At 44.8% G+C, this 21,202-nt stretch carries 20 protein-coding genes; 9 read left to right on the forward strand and 11 right to left on the reverse strand.

All coding sequences use genetic code 11. From position 1 onward, the window contains the following. Positions 1–67: 67 nt before the first annotated feature. Entirely contained in the window at positions 68–877 is an 810-nt protein-coding gene (locus tag JUB15_RS21770; protein WP_207514769.1) for a hypothetical protein, read from the forward strand. A 32-nt stretch (positions 878–909) separates the two neighbouring features. Here the strand turns inward: JUB15_RS21770 and JUB15_RS21775 are convergent, their stop codons facing one another. Beyond that, the gene (locus tag JUB15_RS21775; RefSeq protein ID WP_207514770.1) at positions 910–1,656 is read right to left on the reverse strand and encodes an LOG family protein; all 747 of its coding nucleotides are present in this window, start codon (positions 1,654–1,656) and stop codon (positions 910–912) included. A gap of 40 nt (positions 1,657–1,696) precedes the next feature. Between JUB15_RS21775 and JUB15_RS21780 the strand changes: the two genes are divergently transcribed. The 4 genes from JUB15_RS21780 to JUB15_RS21795 all read left to right on the forward strand — a co-directional run bounded on the left by JUB15_RS21780 (position 1,697) and on the right by JUB15_RS21795 (position 3,605). After that, the gene (locus JUB15_RS21780; protein WP_207514771.1) at positions 1,697–2,467 is read left to right on the forward strand and encodes an exodeoxyribonuclease III; all 771 of its coding nucleotides are present in this window, start codon (positions 1,697–1,699) and stop codon (positions 2,465–2,467) included. Between the two features lie 65 nt (positions 2,468–2,532). Then, positions 2,533–2,838, forward strand: a complete 306-nt coding sequence (locus tag JUB15_RS21785; RefSeq protein ID WP_207514772.1) for a DUF4286 family protein — start codon at positions 2,533–2,535, stop codon at positions 2,836–2,838. 207 nt (positions 2,839–3,045) lie between these two features. Then, complete coding sequence (locus JUB15_RS21790; RefSeq protein ID WP_255539664.1) at positions 3,046–3,399, forward strand: HU family DNA-binding protein; 354 nt, start codon at positions 3,046–3,048, stop codon at positions 3,397–3,399. A gap of 98 nt (positions 3,400–3,497) precedes the next feature. Beyond that, a complete protein-coding gene (locus JUB15_RS21795; protein ID WP_081145661.1) occupies positions 3,498–3,605 on the forward strand; it encodes a 30S ribosomal protein THX in 108 nt (35 codons plus the stop codon). 229 nt (positions 3,606–3,834) lie between these two features. Here JUB15_RS21795 and pdxH read toward each other — a convergent pair whose 3' ends face one another. Next, positions 3,835–4,479 (reverse strand): pyridoxamine 5'-phosphate oxidase, encoded by a 645-nt coding sequence (gene pdxH / locus JUB15_RS21800; protein ID WP_207514773.1) that lies wholly within the window; start codon positions 4,477–4,479, stop codon positions 3,835–3,837. A 106-nt stretch (positions 4,480–4,585) separates the two neighbouring features. Here pdxH and JUB15_RS28820 point away from each other — a divergent pair, with 106 nt between their 5' ends. Both JUB15_RS28820 and JUB15_RS21805 read left to right on the forward strand, forming a co-directional pair. Beyond that, positions 4,586–4,858, forward strand: coding sequence for a DUF3298 domain-containing protein (locus JUB15_RS28820; RefSeq protein WP_369411575.1), 273 nt, complete (start codon positions 4,586–4,588; stop codon positions 4,856–4,858). A gap of 170 nt (positions 4,859–5,028) precedes the next feature. Further along, positions 5,029–5,457, forward strand: a complete 429-nt coding sequence (locus tag JUB15_RS21805) for an OB-fold protein (RefSeq protein WP_369411580.1) — start codon at positions 5,029–5,031, stop codon at positions 5,455–5,457. A gap of 130 nt (positions 5,458–5,587) precedes the next feature. On the opposite strand, the gene JUB15_RS21810 is transcribed toward JUB15_RS21805, so the two are convergent. The 6 genes from JUB15_RS21810 to rplM all read right to left on the reverse strand — a co-directional run bounded on the left by JUB15_RS21810 (position 5,588) and on the right by rplM (position 10,783). After that, positions 5,588–6,652, reverse strand: coding sequence for a coiled-coil domain-containing protein (locus tag JUB15_RS21810; protein WP_207514774.1), 1,065 nt, complete (start codon positions 6,650–6,652; stop codon positions 5,588–5,590). Positions 6,653–6,855: 203 nt separating this feature from the next. Beyond that, positions 6,856–7,569, reverse strand: a complete 714-nt coding sequence (pyrH, locus tag JUB15_RS21815) for a UMP kinase (protein ID WP_207514775.1) — start codon at positions 7,567–7,569, stop codon at positions 6,856–6,858. A 341-nt stretch (positions 7,570–7,910) separates the two neighbouring features. Further along, positions 7,911–8,750: a translation elongation factor Ts gene (tsf, locus tag JUB15_RS21820; protein WP_207514776.1), complete on the reverse strand. Its 840-nt coding sequence runs from the start codon at positions 8,748–8,750 to the stop codon at positions 7,911–7,913. 172 nt (positions 8,751–8,922) lie between these two features. Then, a complete protein-coding gene (rpsB, locus tag JUB15_RS21825; RefSeq protein WP_207514777.1) occupies positions 8,923–9,849 on the reverse strand; it encodes a 30S ribosomal protein S2 in 927 nt (308 codons plus the stop codon). Positions 9,850–9,935: 86 nt separating this feature from the next. Further along, entirely contained in the window at positions 9,936–10,325 is a 390-nt protein-coding gene (rpsI, locus tag JUB15_RS21830; RefSeq protein ID WP_207514778.1) for a 30S ribosomal protein S9, read from the reverse strand. A gap of 14 nt (positions 10,326–10,339) precedes the next feature. Next, entirely contained in the window at positions 10,340–10,783 is a 444-nt protein-coding gene (gene rplM / locus JUB15_RS21835; RefSeq protein WP_207514779.1) for a 50S ribosomal protein L13, read from the reverse strand. Between the two features lie 453 nt (positions 10,784–11,236). Between rplM and JUB15_RS21840 the strand changes: the two genes are divergently transcribed. Both JUB15_RS21840 and JUB15_RS21845 read left to right on the forward strand, forming a co-directional pair. Then, the gene (locus JUB15_RS21840; protein WP_207514780.1) at positions 11,237–11,839 is read left to right on the forward strand and encodes an HD domain-containing protein; all 603 of its coding nucleotides are present in this window, start codon (positions 11,237–11,239) and stop codon (positions 11,837–11,839) included. A 68-nt stretch (positions 11,840–11,907) separates the two neighbouring features. Then, positions 11,908–12,834 (forward strand): GyrI-like domain-containing protein, encoded by a 927-nt coding sequence (locus JUB15_RS21845; RefSeq protein WP_207514781.1) that lies wholly within the window; start codon positions 11,908–11,910, stop codon positions 12,832–12,834. 6 nt (positions 12,835–12,840) lie between these two features. Here JUB15_RS21845 and JUB15_RS21850 read toward each other — a convergent pair whose 3' ends face one another. The 3 genes from JUB15_RS21850 to JUB15_RS21860 form a co-directional block, all read right to left on the reverse strand. Beyond that, positions 12,841–16,185 (reverse strand): VCBS repeat-containing protein, encoded by a 3,345-nt coding sequence (locus JUB15_RS21850; protein ID WP_242696458.1) that lies wholly within the window; start codon positions 16,183–16,185, stop codon positions 12,841–12,843. Beyond that, on the reverse strand, positions 16,182–19,487 hold the full coding sequence (locus tag JUB15_RS21855) for a VCBS repeat-containing protein (RefSeq protein WP_242696459.1): 3,306 nt from the start codon (positions 19,485–19,487) through the stop codon (positions 16,182–16,184). Before JUB15_RS21855 ends, JUB15_RS21850 begins: the two co-directional genes overlap by 4 nt. Positions 19,488–19,679: 192 nt before the next feature. Next, positions 19,680–21,182: a RagB/SusD family nutrient uptake outer membrane protein gene (locus tag JUB15_RS21860; protein WP_207514783.1), complete on the reverse strand. Its 1,503-nt coding sequence runs from the start codon at positions 21,180–21,182 to the stop codon at positions 19,680–19,682. Positions 21,183–21,202 lie beyond the last annotated feature (20 nt).

Genomic DNA, 21,202 nt, shown 5'->3' on the forward strand with positions numbered 1-21,202 from the left:
CAATAACAAAACAAGCATATTCGTTTGGGCGTCGTCCCTTGAAAATGCCTTTTAATCCTGTAGCGTAATGATAAATTCCCGTAGAAATGCTATTACGGCCATAGCATTTTTGGTTAACCTTGTGCCCTTATTTGTAGCAGCCCAAACCCGACACTCCTCCAACCGTAAAGGTGAATTCTATTTCTCCTGGGGGTATAACAAGGAGTGGTACACCAGAAGCAACCTGCATGTTGAACAACCTGAACTTGGTAACAGGTACACCTTTAAGAACATCCGTGCACATGACAATCCCGGATGGGACAAAGGGATCTTCAACACAGCAATGACAATTCCGCAGTACAATTACCGGATTGGTTATTTCTTCAAAGATGACCTGGCCATTGAGATCAACTTCGATCACACCAAGTACATTATCGATCATCAGCAGGCCCATCGTAAAGGAACCAAAGACCACAAGCCAATTGATGAAACCATCGAATGGTCAGAAGACAATGGCTTTTATTATTTCCTGAACAATGGCGCCAATTTTTTGCTGTTCAACATCGTAAAACGCTGGAGTGTGTACGAGCATCCCAATGAAAAGATCAAGCTCGATGTATTGGGTAAAGCCGGTGTGGGCCCTGTGATCCCGCACGTTGAGAACAGCTTTGACGGAGACAGGAACAATCCTGATTTTCAGATCGGCGGCTGGAACGCAGGCGTTGAAAACGCCTTAAGAGCCACCTTCTTCAGGTATGTTTATCTTGAATTTGCTCATAAACTGGACTATGCCCGGTATGCACACCTGCATATTTACAAAGGCCGCGCCCGCCAGGCGTTTGGCACCTATGAGCTCGTCCTGAACCTGGGTATCACTATCCCCGGTAAGAAAAAGTAAAGTACCAACACATTCCCTTCCGATCTGCTTGCCTACCTTTTTTCAAACCACCAGAATCGCTTGCGAGGCCTTACTTTGTAGTTCTGATTAATATACGTATGTATATGTTCCATCGCCTCATCGATACTGTCGGTAAGTAAAACAAGCTTCATGTCTTCACGGCTGATGGTGCCCTGCTGAGCCATAAACTCGGCATAGTTCCACAGGCTGCTGTAATAATCCTTCCCGAACAATACGATCGGGAACTGGGTAATGGTTTTTGTTTGTACGAGGGTAAGCGTCTCGAAGAATTCATCCATAGTGCCAAAACCACCGGGCAAAATGATGAATGCGTAAGAGTATTTAACCAGCAATACTTTGCGAACAAAAAAATGTTCGAAGGTGATGCTCCTGTTCAGGTATTTGTTCGCATGTTGTTCAAACGGCAACTGGATATTGCAGCCCACCGATACGCCGCCATTTTCAAAGGCGCCGCGGTTAGCTGCTTCCATAATGCCAGGGCCGCCGCCCGTCATGGTGGTAAAGCCGATCTCGGCAATGCGTTTACCAAACTCGCGGGCAGCTTCGTAATAAGGATGGTCTTCCTTAAACCGGGCTGATCCAAACACGGTAATGCAGGGCCCAACAAAGTGAAGGGTGCGGAATCCATTAATGAATTGCTTGAATACCCGCCAGGCAAATGCCAGTTCGTAACCACGGCTTTTAGGACCTTCTAAATAAACCTGCTCTTTGGGTGGTATTATCGGCTCAATCTTTTTTTTGGCTGAAGCTGCTTCCATATCAAAAATGTAAATTGCCAGCCAAATTAAACAAAAAATCATGCGCATTATAAGTTATAATGTGAATGGCATCAGAGCAGCCATGACTAAGGGATTTTGCGAATGGCTAAAATCCGACCCCGCAGATATCATTTGTTTGCAGGAAACAAAAGCTACGAAAGACAATGTGAACCGGCTGCTGGTGAACGAGTGTGGCTATGAAGATTACTGGTTCTCAGCATCAAAAAAAGGATACAGTGGCGTAGCTGTTTTTACCAAAATAAAACCCGACCATGTTGAATATGGTAATAATCACGCCGTAAGTGACGACGAAGGCAGGGTCATACAATTGGATTTTGGTGACATCCGGCTCATCAATGCCTATTTTCCCTCAGGCACAGCCGGTGATGTGCGGCAGACATTTAAATACCAGTGGCTCGATGATTTTTATGTGTATTTGCAAAACCTGAGAAAGAAATATCCCAAACTGATATTATGCGGTGATTATAATATTGCACACACCGATATAGATATTCACGATCCCAAAGGAAATAAGAACAATTCAGGATTTTTACCGGAGGAAAGAGCCTGGATGGATAAATTCTTCCAGAACGGATGGATAGATACATTCCGTGTTTTTCATACTGAACCACACCGTTACAGCTGGTGGAGCCAGCGTTTTCCCACTGTTCGGGCGCAAAATAAAGGCTGGCGGCTCGATTACATTACAGCTACCGATCCATTGCGCAGCCGGTTAAAAAGTGCAGACATTTTTCCGGATATAAAACACAGTGATCATTGTCCGGTATACCTCGAACTGCACCCCGGCTGACAATTGTATTTTGTACACCTTATTCTTTGCAACGTTTTTATCTCAATTTTGTTTTATTCATTTCCATGATTGTATACAATATCACCTATAAAGTTGATCCTGCAATAGAAGAAGTGTGGATCAAATGGCAGCAGCAGCAACATATACCCGAGATCATGGCGTGTGGACAGTTCACCACATATAAAATGTTCAGGTTGTTAGAGCAGGATGATTCGGAAGGAATGACCTTTGTAATACAATATTTCGCGCCTTCATTGGAGAATTACTATCAGTTCATACAGGAGTTTGCACCTGCATTCAGCAAGAAAGCATTTGATAAATGGGGCAATCGCTTTATTGCATTCCGTACGGTGATGGAGGTTGTTAACTGATTGTGGATAATATTATTTTAATTGCCCCCTGAGCCAAATTTATTGTATATTCCACGAAACCCTTGACTGGCCAGCATTTCAGCCGGTATCGCATGAAACATAGGGCAGTACAGCGTTTCAGCGTGTAACATTAATTCACATAACACATTACAAAACATTCCAATTTGCTAAAATCCTTGCCCCAAGCGGATTTCAGCACTTTATCAAATGTTAATTTTTCGACCAAAAAATTTTGTTTCAAGCAAAAACCGGCTAAATTTGTTGCTGCATAAATTCTTAAAAAATCACACTATGAACAAAGCTGAATTAATTGCAAAAATTGCCGATGATTCAGGCATCACTAAGACACAGGCTAATACTGCTCTTGATTCTTTTATTGAAGCAGTTACCAAAACATTAAAAGGTGGTGGTAAAGTTACCCTGGTAGGTTTTGGTACTTTCTCTGTATCAAAAAGAGCAGCTCGCAATGGTCGTAATCCGCAAACCGGTGCTGTGATTAAGATTAAAGCTAAAAAAGTTGCCCGTTTCAAAGCTGGTAAAGAATTGCAGGCTAAATTATAATTTCTGCCTTACGCACGAAAGCTCCGTTACTGCATGCGAAGTATCGGAGCTTTTTTTATTTTTGCATCACTAAATAATCACTTTAATAAACAAATAACATGGGTAGAGGAGATAAAAAAACGAAAAAAGGCAAAACCTTTAAAGGATCATATGGAAAAAGCCGCCCTGCAAGGGTAAAAAAGGCTGCTGCCGCTAAAAAGAAGTAGGAAGTAAGAGGTAAGAAGTAAGCATTACCCGAAAATGTGATCTCACTTCTTACCTCACACCCCTCAGTTTACATCATTTCGCTGATCCTGGCCCCGAACGCTGGCCAATAGCGTTTTAATGCGATTCCTGACGTCTTCCCCAAGGCTTCGTGCTTCTTATCTGATCCCTCACTTCACGTACTTAGGTGTACGATTTACGTTTCCAACGTTTATCTGTATGTCTTACCACTCAGGGCGCTAATCGTTCAATTGTCCACGTATTGTCACTTTGCAAACTGTATAGTAGCCGGTCGTGCAGGCGGCTGGGACGTCCCTGCCAGAATTCAATGCTGATCGGTTTTACGCGGTATCCACCCCAGTGGGCGGGTCTGCTCAAGGGTTGGGAACCAAATTCATTCCGCAATTTTTGCTCCTGCTCCTCGAGCCATTCGCGGCTGGCAATGACCTGGCTTTGCGGCGAAGCCCAGGCGCCAATACGGCTGCCCTCGGGACGGCTATTGAAATAAAGATCGCTTTCCTGGGCACTCACTTTATCTACCAGCCCGGTAATACGTACCTGTCTTTCCAATTCTTTCCAGAAAAACACCAGGCAGGCCCTTGGGTTTTCGGCCAGATGCATGCCTTTAAAGCTTTCATAATTGGTAAAGAACACAAATCCGCGCTCGTCGTACCCCTTTAACAATACAATGCGCGCAGCCGGCACGCCATCGGCCGATGCGGTAGCCAGGGTCATGGCATTTACCTCATCAATTTCACTATTCAACGCCTCCTGCCACCAGGTATCAAACTGGCGGATGGCATTGCGATCTACATCTTTTTCGAGCAGCGATTTCAGCTTGTACTCCTTTCTTATATCAGCGATTGTTGATGACATGGCCTTCGTTTTATAGTACAAAGGTAATAGCATCACCCATTCACCTCACTGATTTTGATCATAAGCATTTACAGATTAATTTACCACCGATGACATACTGAATACATTGGGCTGCAGGGAAACACTGCAGGCATTACCGGAAAAAAATTCCGCGCAACCTACAACGTTAAAAAAGAAGAGAAGATCTCCGGTCATTTGCTTTGATACCATTCCCATAAACGATAATATTTTGCGCACCTCAAAGGACATCAGATGCAATTACGTTCCCTACGAAACCGGCGCTTATGCTATGGGAGAATTTAAGCCGTTTATCCCTTATAAGGAATTGAGGTTGTTTAACGCCAACATTCAGGAAGTTGATCGGAATGGCCGCCAATAGCTTGTTTGATTGGATCTTTTCATAATAAAAATCTGATAAGTTACAAACCTCATCCGAATCGTGCTTAGAAGTTTAATAAGTGCGTCATTTTTCACAATAACTGTGCAGGTCTAGCCAATAGACGTGTAAACGATTGCCGTGGTGTAGGAATTGTTGTATTAATTGGCATAATTGGCAACCTATTAGACAAAGACAAAAACAAAGAGGCAAATGCTTTAAAGTCTGATGCCAACCTTACACAGGCACAAAAAGACAGTATTGCGAAAGCTGAGCAGGAAGAAATTAAAAAGAATACCATTACAGCCAATCAACTGATTGCGCAGTATAAGGCTAATGAGGTTAGTGCCGATAATACTTTCAAAGGCAAAACCTTTAATGTTTCCGGCAAAGTAGCCGACATTAAAAAAGATGTATTGAACCATATTTACGTTACCCTGCACAGTGATAACATTATCAGGAAAGTTCAATGTTATTTTGAAGATGCAGAAACAGCAGCCAAATTGAGCAAGGATATGCAGGTAACGTTTATGGGAAGATGTGATGGTTTAATGATGAATGTTTTGATGAAGGACTGCAAATTAGTAGCTTCGAACCAGTAGAACGGATAACACTATAACACAAATCCCCCACAATACGAGGTACTGTGGGGGATTTGTCTGTTTGATATCAGTTTAAATATCGTGCTTGCCTTGTTGCCTGAACGTCTTTATGCCTCGTTGCCTTGTTGCCTTATTCAGGTGGTTCATTCTGCCCTTTGCCGCTGTCTTTTCCCTGCACACGGGCCAGCATCACTTCTATTTCGCTCATGCGCCGCAGCTGGTTTTCCAGCTTTTTATTGTGCTCCGATATCTGTTGCAGGTCGTGGTTCAGCTCTTCAAGGAACGTGATCTTTTTCAGCAGCTGCTGGCGTTGAAAATTTGATTCGCGCAATTTTTCCTCGGTATCGGCCAGCAGGCGCGACAGGCGCTGGTTCTCTTCCAGCAGGCCAAGGTGCTTTTGTTTGTATTCGTCAAATTCCCTGATGAGCTTGAAGTGGTTTTGCTGCAGTTCATCAAATTCATACTGCCGGCTGGGCGGGTTGGAGAGATTTTCGACTTTCGATAATTTCTCGCGCAAAGCATTGAATTCCTCGTAAGCTTTGGTGAGGCGTTCTTCCATTTCGTTTGACAATAGCTGACTCTGTTCCAATTCAAGAATGCGGGCGTCCTTGTTGGTGAGCACAGTGAGCATTTCGTTCAACCGGGCATTCAACTCCTCGTTAGCCTTTAGCGTATCGATGTGTTTGTATTCTGTTTGCTTTAACAGTTCTATCTGGTCGAGCAATAAGGTGATCTGCTGGTTCTGTTCAATGAGGCCTTCCTGGGTCTTTTGCAGCCGAAGCAGGTATTCTTCTGACTGCTCTTCCTGCGACAGGGCAGCTTTGGCAACCGGATCTGGCTGCGGCGGAGCTTCGTGGCGGCGTTTTAATTCTTTATGCAGCTCTTCCACTTCAATAGTGAGCAATTCTTCATTATCGCGCACCTCATCGAGCTCTCGGCGCAGCTGCATTTGCACTTTCTCCTGCAATTCCATTTCCTCGTAATATTTCAGGCGCCATTCGTCGGTATTCTGAAAAGCCGCATCGGCAATGATGGGAGGTTCCGGTTCAGGCAGTTTCAATGACATGGTTCTCCGGCTCACCAGGAAGAAATGAATAAAAAAGCCCAGGACCACGCCGCCCAGCAGGAAAACAATTATTTCAATAACCCCAACATATAGCTGATACCCCAGTATAACCGGCAATAAATAGTTCATAACGGCTTCGGAATTAGAAGATACACCGCATCACAGAAAGTGATCCTTTCAATCACAGCACTATTTTTTCATGGGATCCTGGAGTAAAGACAACGAAAAAACCACCGGGCAGGTGGTTTTTCATAAAGGAAATTTAATACGTTAATCTGACAAATACAAAAAGGCGGCTTAATAAATTTAAGGGGCTGTATGCCAGCCTTTTATTAGCCTTTTACCAGGGTGCCCACCTTTTCGCCGCAGGCTACCCGGCGCAGGTTGCCCGGCTTGTTCATATCAAATACAATGATCGGGAGTTTATTTTCCATGCAAAGCGTGAAAGCCGTCATATCCATTACCCGCAGGTTTTTAGAGATACATTCCTGGAAGGTAATGGTCTCGTATTTCTTTGCACTGGGATCTTTCTCGGGATCAGCCGTGTAAATACCATCTACGCGGGTTCCTTTCAGGATCACATCGGCCTGTATCTCTATAGCACGCAGCGAACCGGCGGTATCGGTGGTAAAGTAAGGATTGCCAGTGCCGGCGCCGAAAATGACCACCCGGCCTTTTTCAACGTGGCGAATAGCGCGGCGGCGGATGTATGGTTCAGCGATCTGTTCCATTTTAATGGCGCTTTGTAAACGCGTAAAAACGCCAATTTTTTCGAGCATGGCCTGCATAGCCATTCCGTTAATTACCGTGGCCAGCATGCCCATATAATCGCCATGAGCGCGTTCGATACCCGTTTCTGCCTCATTCATACCCCGGTATATATTACCTCCACCAATTACAATAGCCACCTGAACGCCCAGATCTGCTACTTCTTTGATATCATGTGCATATTGTGCCAGGATAGCGGGATCCATTCCAAAACTTTTATCGCCCATCAACGATTCACCGGAGAGCTTTACTAAGATGCGCTTGTACTTTGGTACCATGTATGACTGATTTTCGTGAACGGTTAATGGTAAAAAGATGCTGCTTTCGCTTTGGGCCGCCAATGATAGTGAGCTTACACCTGCGGCAGCAACCACAAACTACAAACCATAAACCATAAACCCTTTTAGGCTGTGCAAAGAAAGGATTTTTTATTAATGTTTTACAGCTTTTACAAAATGTGTTGCCAACATCCCTTTCCTTAGCGCCAAAACCCGCACAAACAGAGAGGACCAACCCCGGTTTCCAGGACTCAATTTAAGCGTGAAAACAGGGTGGCTTCCTAATAAAAAAGGGGAACCAGTTTGTGGTTCCCCTATATGAATTTAATCACAGATTGATCTTAACCTAAAGCTACGCGTTTGAATTCGGTAACCTGTAAGCCGCCATCAACACTTTTCAGGTAATCGCCAACGGTTTTAGCGTTGTCTTTTACGAAAGCCTGGTTAACCAGGGTGCTTTCTTTAAAGAATGCGTTCAGTTTACCTTCAGCGATCTTGGCGATCATTTCGTCGGGTTTGCCGGCCATTTTAGGATCCGTTTTGATCTGCTCTGTAACGATGGCGCGCTCACGCTCAACAGTAGCAGCGGGAACTGAGCTGGCATCAACAGCTACCGGGTTCATAGCAGCTATCTGCATCGCTACATCTTTACCGGCTTCGGCGGCAGCCTTGTTCAAACCTACCAGCACACCAATACGGTTGGCTCCGTGAATATAAGAAGCTACATAGTCAGCATCTACGCGCTCGAATTTGGTGATACCGATCTTTTCACCGATGCTGGCGAGCTTGTCGTTCACCAGGTCGGCCACTTTAGCGCCATTGATAGAAACAGCATTCAGCTCATCGAGGTTTTTTACGTTGTTGGCAACGGCAGCATCGATAATGCTTTGGGCGAAAGCTATAAAGTCGGCATTTTTACCTACGAAGTCGGTTTCGCAGCTTACGCACAGGGCAATACCGGTTTTGTTATCGGCTGTAGTTTTAGCCAGCACCACACCTTCTTTAGCCTCACGGTCGCCACGCAGTGCAGCTACCTTGGCGCCTTTTTTACGAAGCCAGTCGATAGCAGCTTCGAAATCGCCATTGGTTTCTGTCAATGCTTTACGGCAATCCATCATTCCTGCGCCGGTCATTTGACGCAGCTTGTTAATATCAGCGGCAGTAATAGCAACACCTGACATATAATTTGATAGTTTAAATATTATAAAAATTTGAAAATGCGTCACAAAGAACCAGATTCTATTCAAATCGCGCCTTTGTGAAGCATTTTCATTTTATTAATTCTGTAAGCCTCAGTTGTAATACGAACGTACAAGAGAGTGACACAACGGATGTTCAATAGTTGGTCTGCAACTATCTTCTGCCGCCGCCAGGTCCACGGTTACCGCCAGGACGGTTACCACCGCCTCTGTTCTGGCCGCCACCGCGATGGCCACCGCCACCGCCATGACCACGGCCGCCGCCCTGACCACGTCCGCCGCCGCCTTTACCGCGACCAGCTTCTGCTTCAGCTTCAGCGAGCAGGCGTTGTGCTTTCTTTTCTTTTTCGTCGTCTGTCTGCTCTTCTGTTTCTTCGTCTTTAGCAGCTTGTCTTTCAGCAAGACCTTCAGCTATAGCAGCAGTAACATATTGCGTGATGATGGCGATAGATTTTGTAGCGTCGTCGTTTGCGGGGATCGCAAAGTCAACTTTATTAGGATCGCAGTTGGTATCAACCATACCAAAAGTGGTGATGCCCAGTCTTTTGGCTTCAGCCAGTGCAATGTGCTCATGGCCGATGTCGATGATGAACAAAGCGGCAGGTACACGGCCCAGCTGGCTGATACCACCCAGTACTTTATCCATTTTATCACGGTCGCGACCGAGGGTTAATTTCTCTTTTTTAGTCAGTGACTCGGCACTGCCGTCGCCCAGCATTTTGTCGATGCTCTGCATTTTCTTAACGCTTTTGCGAACGGTGTTGAAGTTGGTCAACATACCACCCAGCCAGCGCTCGGTAACGAAAGGCATGTTCACTTTACGGGCACACTCAGTAACAATTTCTTTAGCTTGTTTCTTGGTACCAACGAACATGATCTTTTTACCGCTGCGGGCGATCTGCTTTAAGGCAGCAGCCGCTTCCTGCAGGCTTTCGGTAGTTTTATTGAGGTCGATGATGTGAATGCCTTTCTTTTCAGCAAAAATGTAGGGCAACATTTTTGGGTTCCACTTCTTACGCAGGTGACCAAAGTGTACACCGGCATCCAGGAGCTGCTGTTGCAATGAAGTGTTATTTTCCATTTAACTAAGTTGAAAATGTGTTTTGATAATTTGATGATAAACACAAACGGTTCCAAATGCTTTCCGCCAGGCGGCAGAAGAAATGATTAACGTTTGCTGAACTGGTAGCTGCGGCGAGCTTTTTTGTGACCGAATTTCTTACGCTCAACAGATCTCGGATCGCGTTTCAGGATACCGGCGGCTTTTAAAGCGGGACGATATTCTGCGCTCAGTTCGAGTAAAGCACGGCCGATGCCCAGTTTAGCGGCTTCAGCCTGGCCCTTCATACCACCACCGGCAGCATTGATCTTTACATCAAATTTATCGAGAGACTGAATTGCTTTTAAAGGCATTTCAACCTGGTTCTGTAAATAAACCAGAGAGAAATATTCTTTGTAGTCTTTATCGTTAACGGTGATCTTACCGGTTCCGCGTGACAACCAGATACGTGTCACAGCTTCTTTACGACGACCTACGGCATTTTTTTGCTTTTCCATGTATGTTTAAACAATTAGAAAGTTAATGATTGAGGTTTCTGTGCAGCATGCTCGTGTTGGTCGCCGGCATACACAAATAATTTCTTGAACATTTTGCGGCCAAGGCGATTCTTGGGCAACATACCTTTTACAGCTCTTTCTACTACTACTTCCGGACGACGGCGCAGCAGCTCGCGGGCTGTTTCAGATTTTTGACCACCGGGATAACCTGAGAAGGTCAGGTATTCTTTTTCCTCGGTTTTATTGCCGGTGAATTTTACTTTCTCGGCATTGATAACGATGATGTAGTCTCCGCAATCAACATGTGGCGTGTAATAGGGCTTGTTCTTACCACGAAGAATAGCTGCTATTTTCGCGCACATGCGTCCCACGGTTTGATTGGTACCGTCTACAACATACCAGTTGCGTTTTACGGTAGCCGCATTCGCATGTTGGGTAGTGAAATGTAGTTTGCTCATTGTAAAAAAACTTTTGGCTGAACGCTGTTTTTTCAGCTTCAGCCGGTTAAGAAATAAACAGCAGCGCCATCCCGCCTGCCGTTTCCGCCAATAGTCAGGTAACTAAAAACGGGTCGCAAAGATAGGCTGATAAAACCGGCATGACAAACATTTAAGCCATTTATTTTTCATCGCATCTTTGCAACAAATTGATTTACAATAAAATTTTTGACATATAAATTTTACTACTGCCTGAAAGGCCCATTTGGCGGGCGTTTTAAGCATAGTTACACAACAGGCCACGCCCAAAATGCGTTCAAGCCCAAATCGGTCTTATGACAATCATGAAAATCAGCACCGTTCCGGGTTATTCGCGCAAAACCTGTGTAATTGCCTGACAGCGTTTAATAGAAGAAATTGACAATCAAATCGTACCTTACGAACCGTCAAGAACAAACAATCTTCGAAATAACCATGTCCATTCACACACTCGGGCGCAACAGCTTTGGCAATGCTGCTAATGCCGGAAACCTGATGACCATAGAGGAAGCCTATCAACTATTGAACGACTGGGTGCCCAATGACCGCCTGCGCCTGCACATGAAACAGGTAGCGGCGGTTATGAAAGCCTGGGCCCTCGAAAAACAAGCGGCCGATGAAATCACTGCCCGGAAATGGGAGCTGGCGGGCCTTCTGCACGACGCCGATTGGGAAAAACATCCCGACGACCATTGCCGCATCATCATTGAAGAGCTCGAACGCCGCAATATAGACCCTGAAGTGATCCATTGCATCGCCTCGCACGGTCCGCGGTACTTCGGCGTTGAGCCGAACAATACCATGGACAAAATGATCTATGTGTTCGATGAACTATCGGGCTTCATTCATGCTGCGGCGCTCATTCGGCCAACCCGTTACGATGGTATGGACGTAAAAAGCGTACTGAAAAAATTAAAAACGCCTTCGTTCGCCGCCCAGGTAAACCGCGACGACATTACGGATGCCATCGCACGGGTAAACATTCCCTTGGAAGAGATCATCCAGTTTATCATCGACCATCAAAAGGACGTACAATAAGCGGCATTTCACCTGCATGTTTTACTTAGCAGATTTTAAGTATATTCACAACGCTTGTTATTTGATGTATGAAAAAATGGATCATTGTACCGATCGCCCTGATTGTATTTGTCTTTCTTGCTATTTATATTGTGGTGCCAAAAAAAATAAATGGGTCGCACACAGTTACCATTCATTGCACACGCGGAGCGGCCAACCGATATCTTGTGAATGATAACAACTGGCCTAAATGGTGGCCCACCAATACATCCCTCAACGTTTTCCCTTACAAAAAATATACTTTTCAGCCGCAGCAGAGAATGTTCGATGCCGTTGGAGTACGCATTGCCGGCAATGAGCTTTCCATTAACAGCAAGATCATACTAATACCCAGGCATAGCGACTCAGTAGCAGTACAATGGCACTATGAATATACCACCGGCAGCAACCCGGTTACCAGGGTTCAGCGATATGTGCAGGCCAGGGCACTTGAACAACCTATAAATGAGATACTGGCCACGGCGAAGCAGTTCCTTGAACAACCCGAGAACGTTTACGGCATTGCTATCAAAAAAACCACTATCAAAGATTCCCTGCTGCTGTCTACGCGGCAGGTATTTACATCGCGGCCTGCCACTGAAAAGATTTATAGCTTATTAAACAAGCTTACAACCTACCTTCAGCAACAGGGTGCTTCGCAAACGGGATACCCAATGCTGAACATCTACGAAAAAGACAGTACGCATTTCGAAATCATGGTGGCTGTTCCTGTTAATAAAGCGGTTAAGGAACAAAAGAATATGGTCATGAAGAACCTGGTGCAGGGCTATGTGCTGGTTGCAGAAATAAAAGGAGGCGATCATACCGTTGCCAATGCATTTTCTCAAATGGAAAATTACCTTAAAGATCACCGCTATGAATCACCTGCAATACCTTTTTATTCTTTAGTTACCAACCGGCTTACCGAAACGGATACCACTAAATGGATCACCCGCATCAATTACCCGGTTTTTTGATGAACATCAGTCTTTAAAGCGGATGATCATGGTACTATCATTATTCCTGGCCAGGATAAATGCCTCTTTTTTGCCAATCGTTATTTTCCTGATATGTCGTGTTTGCCCTTTAATCGTTAATCCATTGATGGGTTCACAGGCAAAAGAAGCATTACCCTTGTTTAACAGAACGGTTCCAAAATCTGCATCGTACCGCCCCATTTCAATATTGTTGTCATAATAATTGCCCATTAGCAACAGATCAGGCAGGGAGTCATTGTTTGCGTTCACCACAATTGCATCACGAAAAGATGTCAATTGTGCTTCCCAGGGAAGCGCTTGCAATGAAAAATTCATCTTGCCATCGTTCAGCAGAACGGCATTGGAAAAATAATCAGCCGTTAACACCGTTGCTTTATCAAGTTTATCAGCCGTAAAAAGATCTTTTAATGTTGCTTTGGCAAAATCCTCAGCATACAGGAACCGCTTTTTCAACACCGGCATTTTTTTCTCCAGCTCCGATTTATTGGCAAAAGGTACTTCCTTGCCGCCTACATAATAAGTGAGCACCTGCTCCTTTTTCCCATTGTCGTCAAAATCGTTGTAATACAAGCGTACGGGTTCTTTGTCTGAAGCCTTTAAACGGCTGTTCAGCCCAAGGTTGCCCGCCACCAGATCTATATCTCCATCCCTGTCAATATCGTACGGCAGGATAAAATTCCACCAGCCATTCTTATTGATCAGTTGTTTCCTGCTGAATAAACCGTTCGTATTGATGTAGGCATCGATTCCGCCCCATTCCAATGAAACGATCAGATCCTGATCGCCATCTTTATCCAGGTCGAACCAGGTGGCATTTGTTACAAAACCTGCGTTAGCGAGTTCTTTTGACCGGCTGGCGGTAACATCTTTAAATTTGCCGGTACCATCATTTTGCAACAGGTACGAACGAGGCAGCTGTCCGTATTCCCAGGGAACCGCTCTTCCTCCAATGAACAAATCGATAGCGCCATCTCTGTTAAAATCATAGGGAACAACGCATGACGCTGTTATATAAACATTATCAATAGCGTTTTTAAGCCTGCTGAATTGCGCCTTGCCATCATTGAGATACACCCGCGATAATAAATGCTCATCCTCGCCATAATATTCGTTGCCTCCGCTGGCCACCACCAGATCTGTATAGCCATCTTTGTTTACGTCTGTCCAACAGGCATCTACATCTTCGTACATGCTGTCGGCATCGAGTGCAGGCTGTACCAGCTTTTTGAATGTACCGGCAGTCTGTTGTACATAAATGGCATTCTTTTCTCTTTTTGAAGAACCAATAAATACATCTTCCAGGCCATCGTTATTTATATCGCCCACAGCCAGCGCCGGGCCTTCCGATGAAACCATACGTGGAATTAATGGCTCCCGGTCAAATTCTACAAACGGGTTTTCTTTATGCCGGTGGGTTAGGTTAACAGCATGGGTTATATTCTCCATTCGTCTGCTGTTGTACCTGCGCTTACTTGTGATCCTGTTATAGTCGAACTGCGGTAATCCGGTCTGATACCGGAAATGTAATACATTACTGTCTTTGGACAATTGTATATTTTGATAGGTATTATCTGGCCAGATCAGGAATACCGAATCAGGTTTTATTCTTTCCAACCCGAGATGCATGGGTATTTCCATGGCCGATAAAAAACCGTGCACCGGTTGCTTTTCGTATAAACATATTTCTGCCCCGGCAAATACCACCAGTTTCGCACCCAGGGCATTTATATTTTTTTCCGGACCGTGTAGTTTTAATTGAACATAAGGCTTTTTATGCTGGTCATTGTTCTTATTCTTATACAGGACCGCTGGTTCGTTGATATTATTCACCACGACGTCGAGATCGCCATCGTTATCCAGGTCTGCATATATAGCGCCATTCGAAAAAGTAGATTCATTGTTAAGTATCTGTTTCTCTTCGTCTTTGAATTGTCCCTGCCCTGTATTCACAAAAAACTTATTGGGTATTTTTATTTCCGGAAATTTTTTCAGCAAGGCCATGTCGGTCTCATTTACCCGGTTCTCGCGGATCTTGCCCTGGATTTCCTGGTTGGAAACATAATTGATGTAGTCGATATCGTTCATCCGCTTTGGAATGCCATTCGACACGAAAAGATCCTTCAGGCCGTCGTTGTTAAAATCCATCCAGAGAGCCGACCATGACCAGTCGGTAGCATATACACCACTGTACAAACCCACTTCGCTAAACATACCATTACCACGGTTCAGCTGAAAATTGTTCCGGGTATATTGATAGTTGTAACCATTCCTGATCTTTTCAAAGAAGATATCATAAGCATCTTCCCCCAAAGACCGTTTAAGTATATATGGATCGCAGGGCAGCATATCCATGGAAATGACCTCTGAATAGCCATCATTATTCACGTCAGCCACATCTACTCCCATGGAAAACTGGCTGGTATGCATCATACAGGAATCGATGTCATCTTTGAAGGTTCCATTACGCTGATTGACGTATACATAGTCATTTTCATGAAAGTCATTGCCTACATAAATATCAGGATAGCCATCCAGGTTAATATCAGCCACTGTTACACCCAACCCATAACCTATTACACTACTGTTAATGCCTGTTTCGCGGGTTACATCTGTAAAAGAGCTTCCGTCGTTGCGGTAAAACCGATCGCCCGATAACGCGTCATAAGTACCTGCGAATGTCCTGCGCGGCCGAAAATTACTATTGGCGTGTACGGAATGATTGAGCAGGAACATATCAACATCACCGTCGTTATCATAATCCAAAAAAGCAGCCTGGGTGCTGAAGCCGGAAAAGTTGAGTCCGAAATCGCGCGCTTTGTCCTTATAAACGGGAATACCGTTCTTATCGATGCCCTGGCACATCAACAGCTGATTCTGGCTATGCAACACTTCGTAATTGCCCACGCGGCACACATAAATATCCAGCAACCCATCATTATTGATGTCAACAACCGAAACACCTGTTGACCAGCCGCCATCGTTTGGAATGCCTGCGGCTTCAGTAACATCTTTAAATTGTAAACCGCCGGCATTCAAATACAGCTTGTTTTGTTGCTGATTGCTCGCAAAGAACAGATCAATGAGCCCATCATTATTAAAATCGCCAGCTCCTACACCTGCGCCATTATAAAAATACATGTAGGTAAAAAGGTTAAACTGGCCGGAAGCAGATAACTGATTCGAAAAATGCAAACCGGTTTGTTCATGATCGAGCACTTCAAAGAGGGCAGGTTCTGCCGGCCGCGAAGAGCATCCTGGCGCCAGGGTCATAAACCAGCCTGCGGCAAGGAACAGGAGAAAGCCTTTGTATAATATCTTAAGAAATTTCATTTTGTAGTTTTCGATACGTATAAAGCAGGATAACTGTCGTTTTGAAGAATTATATAGTAGGTGGTATTCGCCCCTTTGATCTCGGCAATGTCTTTCACTGCACCGTTCACCTGTAAGCCGCTTTGCCGGGCATCAATAAACTGGAACCTGCCTTTACTGCCGGTGTTCAATAAAACGGTTACTGCACAGGCATCGAGCCGGCCAAACTGGGGCTGAAAGGTAAACTCATTGCCGCCAAGTATAAGATCTGTTTTGCCGTCGTTGTTTATGTCGGTGCACTTAATGGTATTTACACATGAAAATTGCACAGGAACAGGCAGTTCCTGAATGGTAAATTTTCCGTTGCCTTCGTTAACAGCTATACATGACGAAGCATAGTTAATTTGTTTCACCGTAGCCTTATCTATCTGTTCGGCATCAAACAGTTCCTGTACGCTTTTCTTTGCAAACTCGCGGTGCTGTAAATTCTGCTTTTTAAGCGAGGGCTGCTGATCGGTCATTTCCCGTTTCAAAAACACCGGTTTATCTTTTCTTTCTATGGAACGGGTAATAATTTTTTCGATGGAACCATTCTGATCAAAATCGTTGATCCACATTTTTACCGGGTCTTGTTTGCTGGGATGCAAATAAAAATTTTCACCCATATTGCCCAATAACAGGTCCTCATCGCCATCACCGTCTATATCCGTAGCAGCTACCGTTTTCCACCAGCCAAACAGATCTACAAGATCTGTTTTCACCTCCTTAAACCGGCCACCTGCCCACGAAAAAATGCGGGGCGCCATCCATTCACCAACAATAACCAGTTCCTTTTGCCGGTCACCGGTGAGGTCGGTCCAAACTGCGCCGGTAACCATTCCGATATGGGCTATGTCAGGATTCTTTTCCCTTGCCATATCTGTAAAATGCCCTTTGCCATCATTTACATACAGGTAACTTACAGGTGTAATCCCATAATTATAAGGAACATTTAAGGCGCCTACAAAAAGATCGATATCTCCATCTGCGTCAAAATCATTGCCGGCTACCGTTGAGATATTCATATTGTTGGTTGGAAAAGCTGCGGAATGAACATCGAAATTGCCTTTCCCATCATTAATGTACAAGCGGTGCTGCAATTGCCGCTGATTCTCGGGCACATTATTTCCTCCGGCGCCTACAAAAAGATCAAGATCTTTATCGTTATCACAATCAAAAAACAGTACAGCTGCATCTTCAAAATCAGACATCTGTTTAAATAACTGTTCTTCTTTTTTAATAAACCCACCGGTTTTGGTTTGCAGGTATAATTGCCCGCCCTGGCCGGTAGCGCCGCCAATGTAAATATCAGTTAGCCCATCGCCGTTCACATCGCCGCAGGCAGCTTTAGGCCCCTCCCGTGAAAGCATCCTGGGAATGTTCCGTTCGTAGTAGAAATCAATATGGTCGTCTTCACGATGTTTTTCAAAAGGAGAATTCAAAGAGGTAAACAAAGGCACCACTGCGTTTGGCTGAAGGGTGGTATTAGCAGCGCGTAGAATGTTCATTGCAGACGGCATAACAGTGAGCACGGTATCTATGGCGGGGTTTTCATATTTCGTAACAGACCGATCGGGCCATGTAATGACCATTGAATCTATCTGCTGCGCCTGGCCCAGACCGATGACCAGTTTATAATCCATAGATGATTGAAAACCGCGGCTGGGCATAACCTCACGGCTAATGACCTGGCCGCCGGCGTAAACATTGACCTTACTGCCCACCGCGAAGGTGTTTTTGTCGTTTCCCTTTAATACCACGCCCAGGTAATGATTCTTAGCTATTTCCCTGCTCCTGTTGCGATAAACAAATGCGGGTTGATTAACATTACTCACCACGAGGTCCAGATCACCGTCATTATCGAGGTCGCCATAGGCAGCTCCGTTTGAAAAGGACGCCTGTTTAAAGCCCCATTTTTCGGCAGCGTCGGTAAATTTAAGATTGCCCTCATTCTTATAAACCTTGTTAACCAAGGGGTGCGAGGGCATTTTTTTGAGGATCGAATCCACTTCTTCTTTATTACCCGTCATTACCATTCTTTGTATGACATCATTGGCAAAAAAATCAATAAAGTCCTGATCAGTAACATCGAGGTAAATTCCATTGCACACATACAGATCGGTGAGCCCATCGTTATCTGCATCAAACATAAGCGCACCCCAGCTCCAGTCAGAGGCTGCCACACCGCTGTATTGAGCGATATCCATAAATTCACCGTTACGATTATTCAGCTGCAGGGTGTTTTGCATATACTGGTGATAGAAGCCATTCTTCTCTTTTAAACGGTATACGTCGATATTATCGAATGAAGACGTTGTTTTCAGGCGGTAATCATCATCCGGCAGCATATCGGTAGTAAAAATATCGGGATAGCCATCGTTATTGATATCAGCTATATCAGCTCCCATCGAGGCAAGGCTGGTGTGTTGCATACAATCTTCCAACCTGTCTTTAAACGTGCCATTTTGCTGGTTAATGTACAGGTAGTCACGTTCGAAGAAGTCGTTCGATACGTAGATGTCAGGATAATTGTCATTATTAACATCACCGACCGTTACGCCCAGTCCCAGGCTGATCAATCCCCCATGAATACCGGCGGCACGCGTTACTTCAACAAATTTTCCATTGTCATTGCGCAGTAAATGATCACCGCCGCCTTTGAGATAATCGGCTATTGCCCATTCTTTTTCGGGAACATCGCGTTTGTTGGCATAGTTGAGGGTGTTTACCGGGATCGGACTGTTGTTTACCAAAAAACAATCCAGATCACCGTCGAGGTCATAGTCAAAAAACGAAGCGTGTGTAGTATAACCGCTATCATTAAGCCCGTAGGCCTCGGCCGAATCGGTAAACGTTACATTACGGTTGTTTATGAAAAGCTGATTGGCTCGTGAAACGCCATCATTAATATGGCCTGAGTTAGCTACAAAGATATCGAGCCATCCGTCGTGATTAATATCAACCATCACTGTGCCGGTGCTCCATTGCTCCTTGTCGGGAAACCCGGCTTTTACAGAGATATCCTCGAATTGCCAGTTACCCTTATTAAGGTACAGCCGGTTGCCGCCCATATTGGCGGTAAAAAAAACGTCGGCCAAACCATCGTTGTTCACATCGCCGATAGCCACACCGCCGCCATTATAAAAATTACGGAAGGTTAAAATATTGAAGTCTTTCGTTTGCTGCACATCGTTTGAAAAACCGATGCCGGTATTTTCCATTAGCTGAAAAAGGGCGGGCTCGCTGTTTTTCCTGCCACCACACGCATGCAACAATATGGTCAAGGCACAACCGTAAAGAATTTTGAGGGGCATCTTCATGCTTAAAAAATGATTAGGCATTCATCGCCGGTGATTTCAATTTACACTTTTTACCGGCAATATGAATGTTAACATCCATATTCAATTTAAGTAAAAACAAAAAGGCCATTACCTTGAATGACCTTTTTGCATTGAAATAATTCTATAAAAAATCAATTAGTAACCTTCGTTTTGCGTCAGATTGGGATTAACCGCCAACTGTTCAGCCGGAATGGGGAATATCAGGTATTTAGGATCGTCTGTTGGTTTTTCCTGCCAGGGTTCCAGGAATTTGCCAAATCTTATCAGATCCTGCCTTCTCCATCCTTCCCAATACAATTCTCTTCCTCTTTCATCGAGTAATGCCTGAAGATCGAGGGAAACCAGCGGTGTAGCGCCGCGTTTTGCACGAATAGCATTTACAATAAGAAGGGCGGCCGGCGTGCTGTTCGTTCTCATCAATGCTTCGGCCTTCATCAACATCACATCAGCGAGGCGGAAAATAACATAGTCGTTATCGGCCTGCTCGCCACCAACATAGTCGATGGGATATTTCATTACGCGAATGCCGGTTACTTCCAGGTTTGCCCCTGTTTCCTTCAATTTTACTTCCGGTGTAAAAATGAGGGGATTTCCTTTCCGGTCTTTCAATGGTTCATTCTTTTCATTGAACTGCTGTCCTACCAGGAAGCCGGTGCGAACACCACCTACATCGGTCATACCGGGATAGGAACCACCACGCCGTTGGTCTGTGGGGCCGAACTTATTATAGAAATCAGACAGTGTGGTAAAGCCGTTCCAACCGCTGGGTTTCATATTATAATGCAAACCTAAAAACCATCTTGAGCGTACATTACCGCCTCTATCGCCATCTTTGTTATACAGAGTATAAATATTCTCCGTTGATTTCACATCGTTATCCGGTGCAAAATTGTCGAAAATATTATCTGCCAGTTTGTATTTCGTGTTGTTGATGATCTGGTCGGCCAGGGTAATTACCTGGTTCATGTCTGCAGGTGCAAATGTTGGGTTTTGCCTGTTGGCAATTGCACCTTTATTAAGATACGCTTTCATCAGCAATACTCTTGCGCCATCTTTATTGGCAGTGCTGGCGGGTCCGTCGGGTAAATCGTTCATTATGGCAGTCACTTCACTGATTACGAAATCAATTGCCTCCGGACCTTTTAACACAGTGGGTATTTTCTTCAGGTCCTGCAGATCGTCGCGGAAAGGCACCTGGTCCCAGCCATCGGCAACCACGAACATGGTGAGCGCTCTGATGAATCTTGCTTCGGCGGCCTGTTGCGGCGAGGGATTGAATTGTAGAACGTTCGTTGCTGCATACTGCGCCTGTAACAATTCTCTATAGGTTTCCCTTAAGAATGTGTGTTCCGCTGTCCAGTTATGGCTATGCAGCACTCTCCATACACCATTATCATCCCAGTCGGGTCCCCTGGTGGGTCCAATTACTTCGTCGGTAGTATGCTCCTGGGCAGCCCATAATCTCGACTGATCCATAAATGGGTTGGCCAGTGAATTGTAGGCGCTCCTAAGCAAATCGGCAACCGGTATAGCAGACCGTTCTTCAATTTCCGATTCAAAGTTCTCATCAAGTTTCGTACAGGCGCCTATAACGAGCATGAACAGGAAACTTAGTATTAATATTTTATATCGTTTCATATCTGACAAGTATTTAAATG

The sequence above is a fragment of the Longitalea luteola genome (genome assembly GCF_017356035.1).
Classification (GTDB): domain Bacteria; phylum Bacteroidota; class Bacteroidia; order Chitinophagales; family Chitinophagaceae; genus Niastella; species Niastella luteola.

Coding starts and splice junctions, on each gene's coding strand:
- tsf (WP_207514776.1), bottom strand. CDS start 8,750: ATGTCAGGTGTTGCTATTACTGCCGCTGATATTAACAAGCTGCGTCAA.
- rpsI (WP_207514778.1), bottom strand. CDS start 10,325: ATGGAAAAGCAAAAAAATGCCGTAGGTCGTCGTAAAGAAGCTGTGACA.
- JUB15_RS21860 (WP_207514783.1), bottom strand. CDS start 21,182: ATGAAACGATATAAAATATTAATACTAAGTTTCCTGTTCATGCTCGTT.
- pdxH (WP_207514773.1), bottom strand. CDS start 4,479: ATGTCATCAACAATCGCTGATATAAGAAAGGAGTACAAGCTGAAATCG.
- JUB15_RS21850 (WP_242696458.1), bottom strand. CDS start 16,185: ATGAAATTTCTTAAGATATTATACAAAGGCTTTCTCCTGTTCCTTGCC.
- pyrH (WP_207514775.1), bottom strand. CDS start 7,569: ATGGTACCAAAGTACAAGCGCATCTTAGTAAAGCTCTCCGGTGAATCG.
- JUB15_RS21845 (WP_207514781.1), top strand. CDS start 11,908: ATGAAAAAATGGATCATTGTACCGATCGCCCTGATTGTATTTGTCTTT.
- JUB15_RS21840 (WP_207514780.1), top strand. CDS start 11,237: ATGTCCATTCACACACTCGGGCGCAACAGCTTTGGCAATGCTGCTAAT.
- JUB15_RS21775 (WP_207514770.1), bottom strand. CDS start 1,656: ATGGAAGCAGCTTCAGCCAAAAAAAAGATTGAGCCGATAATACCACCC.
- JUB15_RS21770 (WP_207514769.1), top strand. CDS start 68: ATGATAAATTCCCGTAGAAATGCTATTACGGCCATAGCATTTTTGGTT.
- JUB15_RS21780 (WP_207514771.1), top strand. CDS start 1,697: ATGCGCATTATAAGTTATAATGTGAATGGCATCAGAGCAGCCATGACT.
- JUB15_RS21795 (WP_081145661.1), top strand. CDS start 3,498: ATGGGTAGAGGAGATAAAAAAACGAAAAAAGGCAAAACCTTTAAAGGA.
- rplM (WP_207514779.1), bottom strand. CDS start 10,783: ATGAGCAAACTACATTTCACTACCCAACATGCGAATGCGGCTACCGTA.
- rpsB (WP_207514777.1), bottom strand. CDS start 9,849: ATGGAAAATAACACTTCATTGCAACAGCAGCTCCTGGATGCCGGTGTA.
- JUB15_RS21790 (WP_255539664.1), top strand. CDS start 3,046: ATGTTAATTTTTCGACCAAAAAATTTTGTTTCAAGCAAAAACCGGCTA.
- JUB15_RS21810 (WP_207514774.1), bottom strand. CDS start 6,652: ATGAACTATTTATTGCCGGTTATACTGGGGTATCAGCTATATGTTGGG.
- JUB15_RS21785 (WP_207514772.1), top strand. CDS start 2,533: ATGATTGTATACAATATCACCTATAAAGTTGATCCTGCAATAGAAGAA.